Raw genomic sequence first — 17,062 nt, 5'->3', positions numbered from 1 at the left:
TTAATGTTTAAACGGTTATGAATTAGTATCTGTAGTAACAGAATATGATTTAATTTGAGTGTAGTGTATATTCTAGAAGTCAATTGATAATTAAGGCGTATTTCGCTATGTAAAAAAATTAATTATATAAAAACAAATATTAATTATCAGATTTTTATGATAACACATAAGTTGGTTATATAATATAAATATTTATTTAAATTTTATATATTATTGTTTTTATTAATGCCTCTAAGATTAATAACTTTTATTACTTTTGAAAATGACTTTATCGTAAGTAAGTATGACTAGATTACATAACAAGGCTAAATGATGTATGTGACGTATTGTTTATTCAATTTCTGTATATTATGGATGAGGTTATATAATAAATAGATGAATATGTAAGGGGTCCGTATCATTATATTAGTTTAGTTCAAGCAGGGTGTTTCGTATGCAGTACGTGTAAGTATAAATATAATGTGATAGAGAAATCATTGTGAAATGTAATTGATCCCATCTCTTAACTGACGACGCAAGAATAGTTATAAAAAAACCTTCAAAGTTATGGTTAATCAATCATACTTTGAAGGTTTAGTCATGTTTTAAATTATAAGATGAAATTTTGTCGATTTAATTAGAATTATGGTCATTAGATGAGAAAATGTGGCTTGGTGGCTTAGGTGTATTACAATGCTTGCTAGACCCACATGAAGAACATTTTCCTGCTTTAGATTTTTTTATGAATTTTGTTAAAGTATAAGCAGCATATCCAAATATGGCTGCAAATAATATGATGTTAAAAATGATAGTCATGTGTTCACTTCCTTAGATAAATAATTGTCCGATTTGGTAAAGTGCTAAAGATAATACATAAGCTACAGCGATAGGATAAACGACTGCTAAAACAGTCCATTTTACGGAATATGTCTCCTTACGAATGGTAGCGACGGTAGATAAACATGGAATATATAAAAGGATGAATACCATAAATGAATATGCTGTCAATGGTGTGAAGTGACTTTGGACTACATTGACAAGTCCCGCTTCATCCGATGAATAAATGATTGCCATTGAACTGACAATGACTTCTTTTGCTAAGAATCCAGGTATCAAAGTAGCACCGGCTTGCCATGTACCAAATCCCAATGGTGTAACTAATACAGCAAAGAAGCTACCAATCATGTGCAAGAAACTTTGATTAATTTCTACATCAAAGCCACCTGGACCTGTGTAGTTTAATAACCAAATGACAACGGAACCACCGAATATAAATGTTCCAGCTTTTTTAACAAATCCTTTGGCCTTTTCCCAAGTACTTCTCCATAAAGTCTTGATTGAAGGTAAGCGATATGTAGGCAATTCAATAATAAATACAGAATCATCATTTTTTAGCACTGTCTTGGTAAGTAATACACTCGTCAATAAAGCGACGACGATACCTAAGACGTATAAGCTTAGTACAATAAGTGCTTGATGCGATTTAAAGAATATACCTACAAATAAGGCGTAGACTGGTAATCTCGCAGAACAAGACATGAATGGTGCAATTAATATAGTAGTTAATCGTTCTTTTTCACTCTCGATACTACGTGCAGCCATAATACTTGGTACGTTACAACCAAACCCAATAATCATTGGAATAAATGATTTACCACTTAAACCAAACACCTCCATTATTCTGTCCATCAGAATAGCAATACGGGCCATGTATCCTGAATCTTCTAATAATGATATAAAGAAGAATAGGACGAGAATTTGTGGTACGAATACTAATACAGCGCCTACACCTGCGATGATGCCATCAGTAACTAGGTCCTGTAAAAATGGGAAAATATGCAAATAATCCATGCTTGCTTTTACCGAATCAGTAAGGGTACCACCAAAGAAATCATCGAGTTGATCGGATATCGGTGTCCCAACCCAGGTGAATGTAATTTGGAAAATTAACCACATGATGCCAAGAAATATTGGAATACCAAGAATGCGATGTGTTAATAACTTATCTAAGCGATTTGAGAAATATTGCTTTTCTTCATCTGGATATTCAACGACACCCTCTAATAATGTATCTATGTATGTAGCTCGAGCATCGTGAATACATGTACGAATAGATTGTGACAAGGTATTTGCTAGTGCGACTCTTAAAGGTTCGATTTGAGCGATTACAGTGGCATCGAGTTGATCATATATTTTAGGATTATTGAGTAAAAATTGTATCGCAACAAAACGCAAATGATGCTTGTTAATGACAGAATGTTGACCGATAAGGTGTTGAATCTTCATAAGTGTTTCTTCTATGTCGTCACCATAGTTTATTTTTAAAGGAGAGCGACGTGTGAGGCAATCATCTTTCAGCGCGTCCAACACTTTCTGTGTGCCTTTACCCTTACGTGCAATAATAGGCATAAGTGGTGTCTTTAACTTGCGCATGAGGGCTTGATGATCGATATGTATTCCACGTTTAGCAGCTACATCCACCATATTGAGCCCAATAATTAGAGGTGCACCAAGTTCCATCAGTTGTACTGTAAGTTGTAAATTACGTTTCAGCTGACTTGCATCGACAATATTAAGCATGCCTGTGTAAGAATCGTTTAATAGATAATCCGTAACAACAGTTTCGTCTTTGGAAATAGGTGATACTTCGTAAATACCAGGTAAATCTACAAGATCCCCTAAATTATCCTTTAATCGGCCAACTTTCTTTTCAACGGTAACTCCGCTCCAGTTGCCTACATATTCGTATGTGCCAGTAAGTGCGTTAAACAAAGATGTCTTTCCTACATTGGGGTTTCCTAAGATACAATAACTATTAGCCATGAGCTTCCTCTAGAAAGATCTGACATGCATCACAACCGCGAATACTCAAATGTTGTCCGTTTACCTCTAAGATACAAGGTCCTTTAAATAAACATCTTTGTTTGATCTTCAAATCGGTTCCGTGGTTTAAACCTAAGGCGTTTAAACGCTGTACCATGCTATCATTTTTAATGTTCATGTGCTTTACTGTGTAGCGCTTATTTAAGCTTCCAGTCTTAATATTCAACATATTGATCACTCTTTCTTAAATACAAATAATAATCGTTATCAATTATACTACTGCGACAAAAGAAATTGTATAAAATTATTATAATAATTGTGAATATTCTGTTAAAAAGATTTGAATATAGCATAGGAATTTATCTGCATTAAAAATTATATAAAATAAATATAGTAATAAATTAAAAAGTGAGCAAAAGGGTTGTGTTTTCTTGGTTGTAATATTACACTGTAGTAAATAGAGGTAACCTACTGTAATCACAAGGGAATGTTACATAGCCAAGATGCAAGATAATCACAGAAGTACATCATTTATTAGCTATGAATCTTTTATATACGGATGAACATGTATATTAAGGAGGGAGTTCAAATGGTCGTACGCGAGAATAAACGTATTAAAGTCAAACGTATAAACGAAACACGCTCTAATGACATTTCTGTCATGATTGATGAAGGAGGACTAGGTGCTGACCAATATTATCAAATTATTAAAGAGAATACGAACACATCCGAAGCCCATTTACATCAGTTTGAACATGAAGTTAGCGAGAAAACAAATGAATTCTTAATTGATTTGTTGATTGTCAATGCACAAGAAAGTAGTAACAAGGATTATAACGAAGCGATAAAGGTTATTAAAGCAGAGCTATTGCACAGACTTGAATAAGGAAGGGAATTTATAATTGAATATGATGCAGACGAGATATTAGCTGTTATGAGTGAAGTGATTAACTTTATTTATAACAGCTTTTTGTGTGAAATGAATTCAGAGTACACAGAATATATCATTGTAAGTGGCAAATTGTTATTAAAACTTAAATTATTGCGTTATTTAATTATGTAAAAATTTATTAAAGTCATTGATTATTGATTGTAAAACCCATAAAATTGATAATGATAATCGTTTTCAATAAAAGAGAGTGTAGTGATGAGAAAGTATAGTGTCATAGTATTGTTAGCCGTACTGTTATTAGCTTCATGTAGTGCACAGTCTAAAGCGACTAAGAAAGTAGAAACAAGGGATTATACATTGGATAGTGGTAAAAAGGTACAAGTACCCAAAGATCCTAAGCGAATTGTTGTTGTAGCAAATACATATGCCGGTGGATTAAAATATTTAGGCGGCAATATTGTTGGTGTGACGAAAGATATAGAAAAAAGTGCAGTATTAAAAGAAAAGTTCAAAGATACGCATAAGTTAAATGAAAATGATGTCGAAAAAGTGGCTAAATTGAAACCAGATTTAATTATTGTGGATTCAACTGATAAAAATATTAAAAAGTATAATAAAATAGCGACAACAATACCTATAACCTATGGTAAAAAAGACTACTTAGCTACACAAATTGAATTAGGGAAGATTTTAGGTAAAGAAACAGAAGCAAAACAATGGGTAAATAGTTGGAATAAGCAGACGAAAAAAGATGCACATGAAATTAAACAGCATATAGGTGAAGATGCTACAGTTTCTATATTTGATGATTTTAGCAAGACAATTTATGCCTTTGGTGAATCATGGGGCCGTGGTGGCGAAGTTGTTTATCAAGCGTTTGATTTAAATATGCCAACCGCGTTGCAGAAAGCTGTGAAGAAAGAGGGATGGAAAGAGTTATCCCAAGAAAAATTACCGCAGTATTCAGGAGATTATATTATCACGATGAGTGAAGGTAAAGCTCAACCTGAATTTGAAAAAACAGAAATGTGGAAAAACATTCCAGCAGTTAAGCAGGGACGAGTGATTAATGTGAAGGCTGAAACTTATTGGTTTAACGACCCTTATTCATTAGATTATGAACGAAAAGAGTTAAAAAACAAACTATTGGGTAAATAATATCAAAACATTCAACTATCTAATTTAATAGGTGGTTGAATGTTTTTAAGTTTAAGCGTACAGCATTCAAAATTTAATTTGCTATACTTAACGTATTCATATATGGCTGAATTTCATATCGGAAAGGGGTTAACAGCAGTAATTCATATATTATGATTATAGTAAGGAGTAAAAATGTATAATTTACAGATTAAAACCTTTTTAAAGGTAGTAGATTTAGGTAGCTTTAATAAAGCGTCTATAGAGTTATATATTTCAGCATCTGCCGTTATTAAACAAATCAATGCATTAGAGAAAAATTTGGGTTTAACTTTATTGAATAGAAATGCCCAAGGTGTGACATTGACAGAATCTGGAAAGATTATTTATGAAGCAAGTAAAAATTTAATTAACTACGCGGATGATGCATTGTCTAAAGCGAAAAAGATAGAAGAACAGAACCAACAAGTTATCAATTTGGGTGTATCACCAATGACCCCTGGTGATGTGTTAGTAAAACATTGGCCTACTATCAAGGCGAATCGTGATCATTTGCAGTTGAATATCGTACCATTTGAAAATTCGGAAGACAAAATTAATCATATATTACAAAATATAGGCGAATCGATTGATATTGTCATCGGCTTTTTAGATCGCGCATTGCTTAATTACTTTCAATGTGAAGGCGTAGAATTGTATCAAACGCCGGTTCGAATCGGTGTCCCACCTCAAAATAAATTGTTTAATCAAAGTGGTACATTGACTGTTCAAGATTTGAACCATCAAAAGATTATTATGTTGGAAGAGGGTATTAGTGATGCCTTTGATGTTGTACGTCAACAATTACAACAACTCCCTGATATTCAAATTGAAGATACAACTATCTACAATACACATACGTTTAATGATGCAGTACGTAAGGACTGTTTGGTACTGACATCGGATGAATGGGATAATGTGCATCCATTAGTACAACTACAGCCATTAGCATGGGACTGTGAATTTACCTTTGGTGTCTTTTATTCTGATTTGCTACCGGCGCATGTTGTCGATGTTATACAGCAACTACAACAAGTATTAACAAATAAAATTTAATAGTTAGTTATAACCATTTGGTTATAACGTTGGTCTAAAGAACATCTTCTACATAAGGTGTTCTTTTTTTATACTGTGATTGTATTCAAAAATATGAAATATCGTGTTGTAGAAAAATAGGGGGTCTGACAATGAATTATAGAAAACTTAGAAATATCGAGGTTTCTAGTATCGGTTATGGCTGTATGGGCTTTAGTCATGGATATGGCGAGATACCTAGTGAAGAAGAAGCAATTAGACTAATGCGATTGGCTTATGACAAAGGATGTACATTCTTTGACACTGCTGAGGTATACGGAGATGGACATAATGAAAGATTAGTAGGGAAAGCTATAGAACCATTTAGGGAGCATATTATTCTAGCGTCTAAGTTATTTATTGATAGTGAGGCTGTTGGGGATTCATTTGAGTCATTAGAAGCGCATATTAGAGCACATTTAGATGCCTCTCTTGAGAAATTACGCACGGATTATTTAGATATTTATTACCAACATCGCGTGAATGATGATATCCCTGTCGAAGATGTAGCAAGAGTTATGGGGAAACTAATTGTTGAAGGTAAAATTCGTGGTTGGGGTCAGTCACAACCAATTGCTGAACAAATCAGAAGAGCGCATGAGATTACACCACTTACTGCAGTTCAAAGTGAATATTCAATGATGGAACGTCAATTTGAACAAGATGTTATTCCTACTTGTAAGGAATTGAACATTGGATTTGTACCATTCTCACCTTTGGCAAGTGGTTTTTTATCTGGAAAATATAGTAATGAAGATCAATATCAAGGTGATGATGTCCGACGTGTAATTACACGATTCAACAAAGAAAATGTAAATAAAAATCAACCACTCATCGATTTGATACAAAAGTATGCTGACGAACAACAAGCAACACCTGCTCAAATTTCATTAGCATGGATGCTGTATAAAGAACCATTTATTGTACCTATTCCAGGTATGAGAAAGGAAAATAGAGTAGATGAAAATTTAGGAGCGGCAGATGTTAAATTAACTGATGAAGCATATTTAGCGTTAGAGCATGAACTGTCAAAGATACAAATATATGGAAATCGTACAGATAAAGATATCGCTAAGTTACAAGATATGGAGTAACGATGATGACGTAAGATTTGATCCAACTTATGCATTATGATTAAACAATTAAATTGGAGGAATTACACATATGGAATACGTAACATTAAATAATGGTGTTGAAATGCCAACTGAAGGATTTGGCGTATTTACAATAGAAGATTTAGACGTTTGTGAACAAGCCGTGTTAGATGCATTAGATGCAGGCTATAGATTAATTGATACGGCTTCAGCATATATGAATGAAGAGGCTGTAGGAGCTGCAATTCGAAAGTCTAATGTGCCAAGAGAAGAATTATTTATTACGACAAAGTTATGGGTGCAAGATGCAGGATATGAAGCAGCAAAACAAGCTTTTGAAACCTCATTAGAGAAATTAGGATTAGAGTATATTGATTTGTATCTAATTCACCAGCCATTCAATGATTATTATGGTTCTTGGCGTGCTATGGAAGAGCTTTATGAAGAAGGAAAAATTAGAGCAATTGGTTTAAGTAACTTTGATAATGCACCTTTGGTAGATTTGATTATGAATAATAAAATTGTTCCAGCAGTATTACAAATTGAAATGCATCCTTTCTTCCAACAGCAAGCAGCAATTGATGTGATGAAAGCATATGATATTCAACCACAAGCGTGGTCACCATTAGCTAAAACTTCAGAAGAAGTATTAAACAATAGTATCTTAAGTGATATTGCTAAAGTACATCAAAAAACAGTACCTCAAATTATGTTACGTTGGCATATCCAACGTGGTATCTCAGTCATTCCGAAATCCACGCATAGAAATAGAATAGAAGAAAATCTTGATGTGTGGGATTTTGAATTAACAGAAGAAGAAATGAATAAAATTAAAACACTAGATCAAGGGAAAAGTTTATATATTGACCGACAGACTGTTGAGACAGTAGAGATGTTTAATAATTGGAAGATACATGACTAATTGAGAGGATTTTTGAAGGGAGATAATGTAAATAGATGAAAGCTATCGTATTAAACAATATAGAAGATAATTATCGTTTAGCTGTAGAAGAAGTGCCAACACCAGTTGCTAGTGAAGGCGATGTTGTTGTTAAGTTAAAGGCTGCTGCCTTAAATAGACGTGACGTGATGATAGCAAGTGGCAGTTATCCAGGAACAGAAGTGCCAAAAATCATTGGTTCTGATGGTGCTGGAGAAGTTGTTGCAGTTGGTGATGGTGTAGCAGATGTTTCTGTAGGTGATGAAATAATTATTAACCCTGGCTTGAATTGGGGAGATAATCCTAAAGTTAAAAGTGCAGACTTTACCATTTTAGGAATGCCTTATGATGGCACATTTGCAGAATTTGTTAAAATCCCAGTCGAAAATGTTTATCCTAAACCCCAACATTTAACATGGGAAGAAGCTGCTGCACTACCATTATCAGGATTAACAGGATATCGCGCACTCATTACAAAAGGTAAGGTGCAAGCAAACGAAAATGTGTTTATTCCTGGTGCTGGTGGCGGTGTTGCAACGTACTTAATTCAATTTGCTAAAGCCTTAGGAGCGAATGTGTATGTATCTTCAAGCCAACAAGAGAAACTTGATTTTGCACTTAAACTTGGAGCACAAGCCGGTGTGAACTATAAGGATGCGGATTGGGAAAATGAATTACTAAATCAATCACAAGGTATAGATTTAACTATAGATAGTATTGGTGGAGAGTCATTTAAATCCTTTATCAATATTGGTAAATTAGGTAGCCGAATCGTTAGCTTTGGGGCAACACGTGGCCCTGTACCCAATTTATTATTGCCGACAATGACATTAAAAGAAATGACTTTATTGGGTTCAACAATGGGCAGTCCTGATGACTTTAAAGATATGATTGACCTTGTTGAACAACACCAAATTAAACCTGTCATAGGTGCACGTTATAATCTAGATGAAACACCAAAGGCATTGGAAGCATTATCGAATGGTGAAAATTTTGGTAAAATTGTTATTCGAATTTCAGAATAGTTGAATGATATAGTAAGTTATTATAAGGATAAGGTATACCTATAACGAAAGCCCTTAAATGAAATTAGATTCATTTAAGGGCTTTTATAGATTATATGACTGCTTTCATAAGGATTCACTTTAGTCTATATTCTGTATCTACTGCTTTGTTATATCATGTAATATGCTATTCTTATCCGTTAAATTCAACAGGGTTTGGACCAATTCTTCTATCTTGATTTAATGCATCAATACGTTCAATTTGTTCTGTTGATAGTGAGAAGTCAAAGACATTTAAATTTTCGTCTATTCTATGAGGTGTAATAGATTTAGGTATAGTGACAACACCATGATCAATATTCCATCTGATTACGACTTGGGCAGGTGATTTACCTAATTCTTGTGCAATATCATTTACAGTTTCGTCTGTTAAAATTTCAGCGTTCATTAATGGTGACCATGATTCTGCTTGAATATTTTCACTCGCCAAATAATTTCTTAAATTACGTTGAGTTAAATAAGGATGAAATTCAACTTGGTTGATTACTGGTTTGATTGAAGTATGTGCCTTTAATGTTTCCAAATTATCTTCTGTAAAGTTACTTACGCCGATGTTCTTCACTTTGCCAGCTTCATACAATGCTTCCATACCTTTCCAAGTATCAATCATGACTGCTTCATCAGTACCTGGCCAGTGGATTAAGTATAAGTCTAAATAATCTAAACCAAGACTATCTAACGACTTCTGATAACCAGCAGCTACATTGTCTTGACCGTAGTCAGTTAACCATAATTTTGAAGTAATGAATAAATCTTCTCTAGTAATTCCAGCTTCTGCAATACCTTCTTTAATACCTAAGCCAACATGTTCTTCATTACCATAAATTAATGCTGTGTCAATACTACGATAGCCATTAACAATTGCATGTTTGACTGCATCTTTGGCTGTGTCATCATTTTCTACTCTGAATACACCTAAACCTAATTGTGGCATTGTGTTGCCATTATAAAATTCAATATGTTGCATAATAACGCTCCTTTAAATTATATGCTTGTGCATATATAAGATTTATGATTCTCATTGTAAACATTTATTTTAAAAAATAAAAGTACGCACTTTTAAGTAACTATTAAAAATTAATTATTTGACTATAGGCATTTCGTGTGTGATTATATGCGTGTGCATACAAATTATAAAGTGAGGTCGTTAAAAATGAAAGATAATCACCTATTTACACCAGTCGATTTAAAAGGTTTAACATTAAAGAATCGCATTATGATGTCACCGATGTGTCAATATAGTGTTATAGAAAAGGATGGGATAGCTACAGATTGGCATCATCATCATTATATTAGTAGAGCAATTGGTGGGTCAGGATTAGTCATGGTTGAAATGACTAACATTGAACCAGATGGTAGAATTACAGATTTTTGTTTGGGATTATGGAATGAAACTCAGAAAACAAAATTACAGGCTATTGTTGATGGCATTCATCAATATGGTGCAAAAGCGGCGATTCAAATAGGGCATGCAGGTAGAAAGGCAGAGCATGCAGAAACACCAGTTGGTCCTTCTGCGATTCCATTTGATGAAACATTTAAGACACCTCGTGCATTGGAGAATGCGGAAGTGTATCAAATGATTGAGAAATATCGCTATTCTGTAAGAGCTGCAGTAGATGCAGGATTTGATGCAATTGAAATACATGGCGCACATGGGTATTTAATACATCAATTTCATTCGCCACGTTCTAATCAACGCGGAGATGAATTTGGTGAAAGACTTACATTATTTGGTGAAAAAGTTATTGCTGCTGCTAGAGCAGAAATGCCAAACGAAATGCCACTTATCGTACGTATTTCTGCAACAGAATTTGTTGATGATGGATATGGTATTGAAACAGGAATTGATATTGCGCGTACATATTATGAAGCGGGTGCTGATGTAATTGATGTTTCTGCTGGTGGAGAAGGACCTATATCGCCGCATGGTAGACCTGGCACACATGCTGGATATCAACTACCATATGCCAGAAAGGTAAAGGAAGCATTAAACATACCAGTTATTGCTGTTGGCCGTTTGGATGATCCAATTTTAGCTAATGCCGTTATTGGTAATAATGAAGCGGATATGGTAGCGATTGGTAGAGGATTATTGCGTAATCCGTATTGGCCATTGACGGCTAATGAACAATTGAGAAAGATTGCTAAAGAAGAGATTGTACCAACACAATATCAACCTGGATTTAGAGGTTAAATTGAACGAGGAGTGAGTATGATGGATGTCAGTATTTTAGATCAAACACAATTGATTGAAGGGGAGTCGAGTGAGCGAGAATTTAGTAATACTGTGGCATTGGCACAATATTTAGATGAACTGGGCTATACACGCTATTGGTTATCCGAACATCATAGTACAGATGCACTTGCAGGGTCTGCCCCTGAGGTATTGGCTTCATATCTACTTTCTAAGACGGCAAACATTCGTGTTGGTACTGGTGGGGTGATGCTTACTCATTACAGCTCTTATAAGGTAGCGGAAATGTTTAATGTTATGAGTGCATTGGCACCTGGTAGAGTAGATTTAGGAGTGGGTCGAGCACCTGGTGGCCATCACCTGTCCAACATTGCATTACAAAGCGGTGTCATTGCTAAACGCAATGTAGATCAATTTCCACAAAAATTGAATGAAATTGCACATTACTTTAAGAATACAGTGCCCGAAGGTTCTGTAGTCAAAGGATTGCAGACGACACCTAAAGTTATGGAACCAGCAGAATTATGGTTGCTAGGATCGAGTAATGATTCGGCAAAGTTAGCTGCAGAACAAGGTTTACCTTATGTTTTTGCGCATTTTATTAATTATGAAACAGGTGCGATGGAAGAAGCGATTACACTGTATCGTGAACAATTTCAGCCGTCAGCTATACTTTCAGAACCCAAGGTAATCGTAGCAATTAAAACAATTATGGCAGATACAAATGAACATGCACAAACACTTGCTAAAAGTGCATTACATGCGCAATTTTATCTGCATAGAGGTGTGTTATCAAGGCTTATAGCACCTGATAAAGCGTTAAGTGAAGTACAAACTGACAAAGAATGGGCAGAAATAGAAATGATTAAGGACACGTATGTTATAGGTGATAAAGCTACTGTTACACAGCAATTGAAGTCGTTAAAATTTGAGTTAGCTATAGATGAAGTGATGACGTTGAGTCCTATTTATGACTTTGAAGCGAGAAAAAATTCGCTCAAATTATTAAAAGAAGTGACTAATACATTATAGTATAGAAATAATAAGAATAATGTTTGTAACAATAAGTGCAAATTAACGTTAAGTTCTATAATAAATGAAATTATAAGCAAAAGTTATAAAGAATATCCAAAAATGTTAATAATTCCTCAAAAATTCATATATACATTATATTCAAAAATGATTATACTTAAAAACGTGTTTGTTTTTAATACATCAAGGAGTAATTTAGAATGAATTTTATTAAAAGAATATTGAAAAAAGAGGATTTTTCACTTTATCAAAATAAAGATGCGCATTTAGAGCGTACGCTTAGGGTTAGAGACTTTCTTGCATTAGGTGTAGGGACAATCGTTTCTACGGCAATATTCACCTTACCGGGTGTTGTTGCTGCTGACCATACAGGCCCTTCTGTAAGTTTGTCATTTCTTGTTTCTGCTATTGTAGCGGCACTGGTTGCCTTTGTTTATGCAGAGATGTCATCAGCCATGCCAGTTGCAGGTTCGGCATATACTTGGATTAGTATATTGTATGGTGAATTTTTTGGCTGGTTAGTAGGTTGGGCATTAATTGCTGAATATATTATTGCCGTCGCATTTGTTGCGTCTGGATTTTCTGCGAATTTAAGGGGATTGTTTGAACCTTTCCATGTGAAGTTACCGGATGCACTATCTAATTCATTAGGGACAAATGGCGGTATCATTGATTTAATTGCGGCTATCGTAATTATTATTACTGCTTTGTTATTATCTCGTGGGGCATCAGAAACCGCACGTGTACAAAATATATTAGTGGTGCTAAAAGTATTGGCAATATTACTATTTTTAATTGTTGGTTTAAGTGTAGTAGATATAGGACACTATGTGCCATTTATTCCTGAATATAAGATGACTGCTGATGGTGCCTTTGGTGGTTGGCAAGGTATCTATGCCGGAAGTTCAGTCATATTTATTTCGTATATCGGTTTTGATTCGATTGCTGCGAACTCGGGTGAAGCCATTAATCCACATAAGACAATGCCACGTGGTATTCTTGGGTCATTGGTCATTGCGGTGACATTGTTTGTAGCTGTGTCTTTAGTACTCGTAGGTATGTTTGACTATTCTCAGTATAAAGACAACGCTGAACCTGTAGGTTGGGCATTACGTACGAGCGGTCATGAAACGGTAGCTATTATTGTTCAAGCAGTGTCGGTAATCGGTATGTTTACGGCATTAATTGGTATGATGTTAGCTGGTTCCCGTTTGTTGTATTCATTTGGTAGAGATGGTATCTTGCCAGCTTGGATTGGACGATTAAACAATAAACATTTACCGAATAGAGCTTTATTAGTCTTAACAGTTGTTGCAGTATTAGTAGGGTCGGTCTTCCCATTTGCATTCTTAGCACAGCTCATATCTGCAGGTACACTTGTTGCATTTATGTTTGTGACAGTTGGTATGTATGGACTACGTAGAAGAGAAGGTAAAGATTTACCAGAGCCTGGATTTAAATTACCACTTTATCCAGTAATGCCATTAATTATTTTTATTTGTATCTTTGCGGTATTTTGGGGATTGAGTGGTCAAGCTAAATTCTATACGTTGATGTGGTTTGTCATAGGGATTGCCTATTACCTATTTTACGTTACAAAAAGCATGATAAAAGAAAAGAAAGTACAGTAATTTATGGAATATCAAGCTGTGATAGATGGTTAACATCTGTTGCAGCTTTTTTATTTGTAAATATTTAAAGTATCAGAGGGTTTTAATTTTCAAAAAGTATGGTATATTGTAATTATGTTGCAAATGCAACAAAAAGGAGTTTGAAAATGAAAGATATATTGAGAGATATAGGTGTTATTGCCAGGGCACTTGATTCAATTAGTAATATTGAATTTAAAGAATTGAATTTAGCTAAAGGGCAATTTGTTTATTTAGTTAGAATTTGTGAGCATCCTGGAATTATTCAAGAAAAATTAGCTGAAATGTTGAAAATTGATAGAACTACGGCATCACGCGCTGTGAGCAATTTGGTTAAGAATGGATTTGTTGAGAAAATAGCAGATGATGATAATAAGAAGAATAAATTATTGTATGCGACTGACAAAGGCCAAGCTTTATATCCATTGATTATTAGAGAAAATGAACATTCTAATAAGGTCGCACTTAATCATTTTTCAGAAACAGAAATTACAGAATTAGCCTCTATGCTTCAAAGAGTTAAAGATAATATTTCAGATGATTGGTTGTATGTCAAAAAAGGTAATAAGCGTGATTATTAAAGATGGGGTGAAAAATTGATACAAGCATGTACTAAAGCAGATATCGACATTTTGAAGGATTTAAGTATTCAAACATTTGATGAAACGTTTAGATCACAGAATAAACCAGAGAATATTGATCAATATTTAGCAAATGCTTTTACGACAGCTAAATTATTAAGTGAAATTGAACATCCACATTCATATTTTTATGTGATTTATTATCATCAACAATTGGCTGGTTATTTGAAAGTAAATATTTTAGATGCACAAACGGAACAGTACCCAGGAAATAATTTAGAAATTGAACGTATTTATATAGCAAAGGATTATCAAAAGTTTGGCTTAGGAAAGCAGTTATTTGAGCATGCTTTAACTGTGGCAACTGAAAATAACTGTAATCGTATATGGCTCGGTGTATGGGAGAAGAATGATAATGCTATACAATTTTATAAACGTTTAGGATTTACCAAAATTGATGAGCATGCATTTTACATGGGGGATGAAAGACAAATTGATTATATTATATCTCGTCCTATAAAGGAGGATTAGCATAGCAATGTACATTCCAAAACAATATACTAAAGAGGATTATCAAGAGATCAAAGCATTTATGCAACGTCATAACTTTGTTACTGTTATTTCGACTGTGGAAGGCAAACCAATAGCGACACATGTTCCTGTAAATGTTCAGGAAGATGAGGAAACATTATATATTACAGGACACGTTGCGAAGGGGAACCAGCAATGGCAAACATTAGATCATGGAGAGAATATCTTAGTTATTTTTCAAGGGCCTCATGCGTATATTTCTTCTACTTGGTACGAAGATGAAGATGTTCCGACTTGGAATTATCAAAGTGTACAAGTATATGGTAAGAGTAGGTTGTTAACGGAAGAGGAACTGGTATCTGATTTGACGATGCTATTGGATAAATATGAAGGGCAGCGAGATCAAGGTGCTACTTGGAACAATATGTCTGAAAGAACAAAGCGTCAGATGAAAGGTGTTAAGGGATTCCGTATAAAAGTAACAGAAATTTTTGCGGCGTATAAATTAAGTCAAAGTCGTAGTACGACAGACAAAGATAATATTATTGATACACTGGATCATTCTGACAATCATTTAGACCGTGCAGTTGCCGAAGCAATGGCGAAAGAACAAGGACGCTCGAAATAAGGAATTCGTTGTTATAGAAACACTGAATCATGATCATAACTATAGTGAAAGAAAAAATTCTGGTAGTCCACGATTAAGTACAGTAGAATGTAGGAATCAACTTATTTATGCTAATAATTGTAGGTAATTAGCATATTAAAAGATTAAATGACAAAATTTATTTAAATGGAGATGACCTTAATGAATATTGTTTCAGTCATTTTAACTGTATTAGTGGCTTTGGAGTTCTTTTATATTATGTATTTAGAAACCTTTGCTACCACTTCTGCTAGTACGAGTAGAGTATTTAAGATTTCAAAAGAGAAGTTACAAGATGCTAATGTCAACGTACTACTTAAGAATCAAGGTGTGTATAATGGTGTAATTGGTCTTGTACTATTGTACGCCGTTGCATTTGCAAGTCACCCCAAAGAAATGGTTGCAGTGATATTGGTTTATATCATTATCGTTGCGATTTATGGTGGGCTATCTAGTGATAAGAGTATTATATTGAAACAAGGTGGTTTGCCAATTATTACATTAATCTCATTGTTCTTTTAAATTATATTTGTGAGGTTTAGAAAAGCCGCTACATTGTTGTGTAGTGGCTTAATTCCCGGGAAATAACCGAATAGGTTGAAATTAGCTAAGAAATTGTAGGTGAATGTTATGGAAACATTGGATGCATATTTTAAATTATTTGATGACTCGCGTGTGAGTGAAGAGAGTTTCAATCGTTTAGTGGCACTATTTAGTGAAGATATTACCTTTGTATTAAATGGTCAAGCTTATCACGGCATTGAAGCTTGGAAACAGTTTGTACGTAAAGTGTTTGAAATCAATGCAGATTTGAAACATATGTATGATGGTTGGATAGAAAATGAAGACGGTAGCTTTCAAACGCGATGGGCGGTTTGTGGTAAACGTTATGAAACAGGTGTTTATACGCAAGAAGGTATAGATATTGCGAAATTAAATGAACACCATCAAATTACTTATTTGGAAAACAAACCAGATGATAGTGGCTTATTTTCATCGGTAAATTAAATTATATTACTATCGAAACAGGTAACAATGTGTCTTGAGTAGTGGTTGAACGGTTAACGACTTAAAGTTAAACGTTAAGTAGGTATACCACATACGTTTATGAGACGCGATGTTACCTTTTTTTTTGAAATATTGAATAATGTTGCGGATGGTAATTGAATTAATACTGACTTGCACTTGCTTTGAAAAATTACTGAAAAAATAAGACTCCATTAATATAAATTTGTGGTACCATCATACTTGTGTATATTTTTCTAAGATTACAATATTCGAGTAATAGCAACGAATATTTATAGATAGATAAGACGTTAAACGTGTTATCACTAGAAAAGTATGACCAGTAATGACTTGATGTGTGGGGAAAGTCTAATCATAT

18 protein-coding genes are annotated in these 17,062 nt (G+C 34.2%); 14 read left to right on the top strand and 4 right to left on the bottom strand.

All coding sequences use genetic code 11. The features are described from left to right. Nucleotides 1–612 precede the first annotated feature (612 nt). Genes SH09_RS15960 through SH09_RS00765 form a run of 3 tightly spaced genes read right to left on the bottom strand, consistent with a single transcriptional unit; the run spans nucleotide 613 to nucleotide 3,031 of the window. Nucleotides 613–795: a FeoB-associated Cys-rich membrane protein gene (locus SH09_RS15960; protein ID WP_080364233.1), complete on the bottom strand. Its 183-nt coding sequence runs from the start codon at nucleotides 793–795 to the stop codon at nucleotides 613–615. Between the two features lie 12 nt (nucleotides 796–807). Continuing rightward, nucleotides 808–2,802 (bottom strand): ferrous iron transport protein B, encoded by a 1,995-nt coding sequence (gene feoB / locus SH09_RS00770; protein ID WP_042737707.1) that lies wholly within the window; start codon nucleotides 2,800–2,802, stop codon nucleotides 808–810. Further along, complete coding sequence (locus SH09_RS00765) at nucleotides 2,795–3,031, bottom strand: FeoA family protein (protein ID WP_042737706.1); 237 nt, start codon at nucleotides 3,029–3,031, stop codon at nucleotides 2,795–2,797. The genes feoB and SH09_RS00765 overlap by 8 nt, the downstream gene beginning before the upstream one ends. A gap of 360 nt (nucleotides 3,032–3,391) precedes the next feature. Between SH09_RS00765 and SH09_RS00760 the strand changes: the two genes are divergently transcribed. The 6 genes from SH09_RS00760 to SH09_RS00735 all read left to right on the top strand — a co-directional run bounded on the left by SH09_RS00760 (nucleotide 3,392) and on the right by SH09_RS00735 (nucleotide 9,003). Next, nucleotides 3,392–3,688 (top strand): hypothetical protein, encoded by a 297-nt coding sequence (locus SH09_RS00760; protein WP_042737705.1) that lies wholly within the window; start codon nucleotides 3,392–3,394, stop codon nucleotides 3,686–3,688. Nucleotides 3,689–3,949: 261 nt separating this feature from the next. After that, the gene (locus tag SH09_RS00755; RefSeq protein ID WP_042737704.1) at nucleotides 3,950–4,852 is read left to right on the top strand and encodes an ABC transporter substrate-binding protein; all 903 of its coding nucleotides are present in this window, start codon (nucleotides 3,950–3,952) and stop codon (nucleotides 4,850–4,852) included. 174 nt (nucleotides 4,853–5,026) lie between these two features. After that, on the top strand, nucleotides 5,027–5,926 hold the full coding sequence (locus tag SH09_RS00750; protein WP_042737703.1) for a LysR family transcriptional regulator: 900 nt from the start codon (nucleotides 5,027–5,029) through the stop codon (nucleotides 5,924–5,926). A gap of 131 nt (nucleotides 5,927–6,057) precedes the next feature. Then, a complete protein-coding gene (locus SH09_RS00745; protein ID WP_042737702.1) occupies nucleotides 6,058–7,038 on the top strand; it encodes an aldo/keto reductase in 981 nt (326 codons plus the stop codon). 70 nt (nucleotides 7,039–7,108) lie between these two features. Beyond that, on the top strand, nucleotides 7,109–7,960 hold the full coding sequence (locus SH09_RS00740; RefSeq protein ID WP_042737701.1) for an aldo/keto reductase: 852 nt from the start codon (nucleotides 7,109–7,111) through the stop codon (nucleotides 7,958–7,960). Nucleotides 7,961–7,995: 35 nt separating this feature from the next. Next, complete coding sequence (locus SH09_RS00735; protein ID WP_042737700.1) at nucleotides 7,996–9,003, top strand: quinone oxidoreductase family protein; 1,008 nt, start codon at nucleotides 7,996–7,998, stop codon at nucleotides 9,001–9,003. Nucleotides 9,004–9,175: 172 nt separating this feature from the next. On the opposite strand, the gene SH09_RS00730 is transcribed toward SH09_RS00735, so the two are convergent. After that, nucleotides 9,176–10,009, bottom strand: a complete 834-nt coding sequence (locus tag SH09_RS00730) for an aldo/keto reductase (RefSeq protein ID WP_042737699.1) — start codon at nucleotides 10,007–10,009, stop codon at nucleotides 9,176–9,178. A gap of 186 nt (nucleotides 10,010–10,195) precedes the next feature. Between SH09_RS00730 and SH09_RS00725 the strand changes: the two genes are divergently transcribed. From SH09_RS00725 to SH09_RS00690, 8 genes are all read left to right on the top strand, one after another. Beyond that, a complete protein-coding gene (locus SH09_RS00725; RefSeq protein ID WP_042737698.1) occupies nucleotides 10,196–11,239 on the top strand; it encodes an NADH:flavin oxidoreductase/NADH oxidase in 1,044 nt (347 codons plus the stop codon). A 21-nt stretch (nucleotides 11,240–11,260) separates the two neighbouring features. Next, nucleotides 11,261–12,271: an LLM class flavin-dependent oxidoreductase gene (locus SH09_RS00720; protein ID WP_042737697.1), complete on the top strand. Its 1,011-nt coding sequence runs from the start codon at nucleotides 11,261–11,263 to the stop codon at nucleotides 12,269–12,271. Nucleotides 12,272–12,471: 200 nt separating this feature from the next. Further along, nucleotides 12,472–13,902 (top strand): APC family permease, encoded by a 1,431-nt coding sequence (locus SH09_RS00715; protein WP_042737696.1) that lies wholly within the window; start codon nucleotides 12,472–12,474, stop codon nucleotides 13,900–13,902. A 146-nt stretch (nucleotides 13,903–14,048) separates the two neighbouring features. Next, complete coding sequence (locus SH09_RS00710) at nucleotides 14,049–14,501, top strand: MarR family winged helix-turn-helix transcriptional regulator (protein ID WP_042737695.1); 453 nt, start codon at nucleotides 14,049–14,051, stop codon at nucleotides 14,499–14,501. A gap of 15 nt (nucleotides 14,502–14,516) precedes the next feature. After that, nucleotides 14,517–15,032 carry a GNAT family N-acetyltransferase gene (locus tag SH09_RS00705; protein ID WP_042737694.1) on the top strand — a complete coding sequence of 172 codons (516 nt, stop codon included), beginning with the start codon at nucleotides 14,517–14,519 and terminating at the stop codon, nucleotides 15,030–15,032. A gap of 7 nt (nucleotides 15,033–15,039) precedes the next feature. After that, a complete protein-coding gene (locus SH09_RS00700) occupies nucleotides 15,040–15,660 on the top strand; it encodes an FMN-binding negative transcriptional regulator (protein ID WP_042737693.1) in 621 nt (206 codons plus the stop codon). A gap of 180 nt (nucleotides 15,661–15,840) precedes the next feature. Then, on the top strand, nucleotides 15,841–16,200 hold the full coding sequence (locus SH09_RS00695; RefSeq protein WP_042737692.1) for a DUF1304 domain-containing protein: 360 nt from the start codon (nucleotides 15,841–15,843) through the stop codon (nucleotides 16,198–16,200). A 108-nt stretch (nucleotides 16,201–16,308) separates the two neighbouring features. Beyond that, nucleotides 16,309–16,686 carry a nuclear transport factor 2 family protein gene (locus tag SH09_RS00690; RefSeq protein WP_042737691.1) on the top strand — a complete coding sequence of 126 codons (378 nt, stop codon included), beginning with the start codon at nucleotides 16,309–16,311 and terminating at the stop codon, nucleotides 16,684–16,686. The last annotated feature ends 376 nt before the right edge of the window (nucleotides 16,687–17,062 follow it).

Source organism: Staphylococcus gallinarum, from assembly GCF_000875895.1.
Classification (GTDB): domain Bacteria; phylum Bacillota; class Bacilli; order Staphylococcales; family Staphylococcaceae; genus Staphylococcus; species Staphylococcus gallinarum.
Note: the sequence above shows the minus strand (reverse complement) of the source record. Positions and strands in the feature narration are given on the sequence as shown.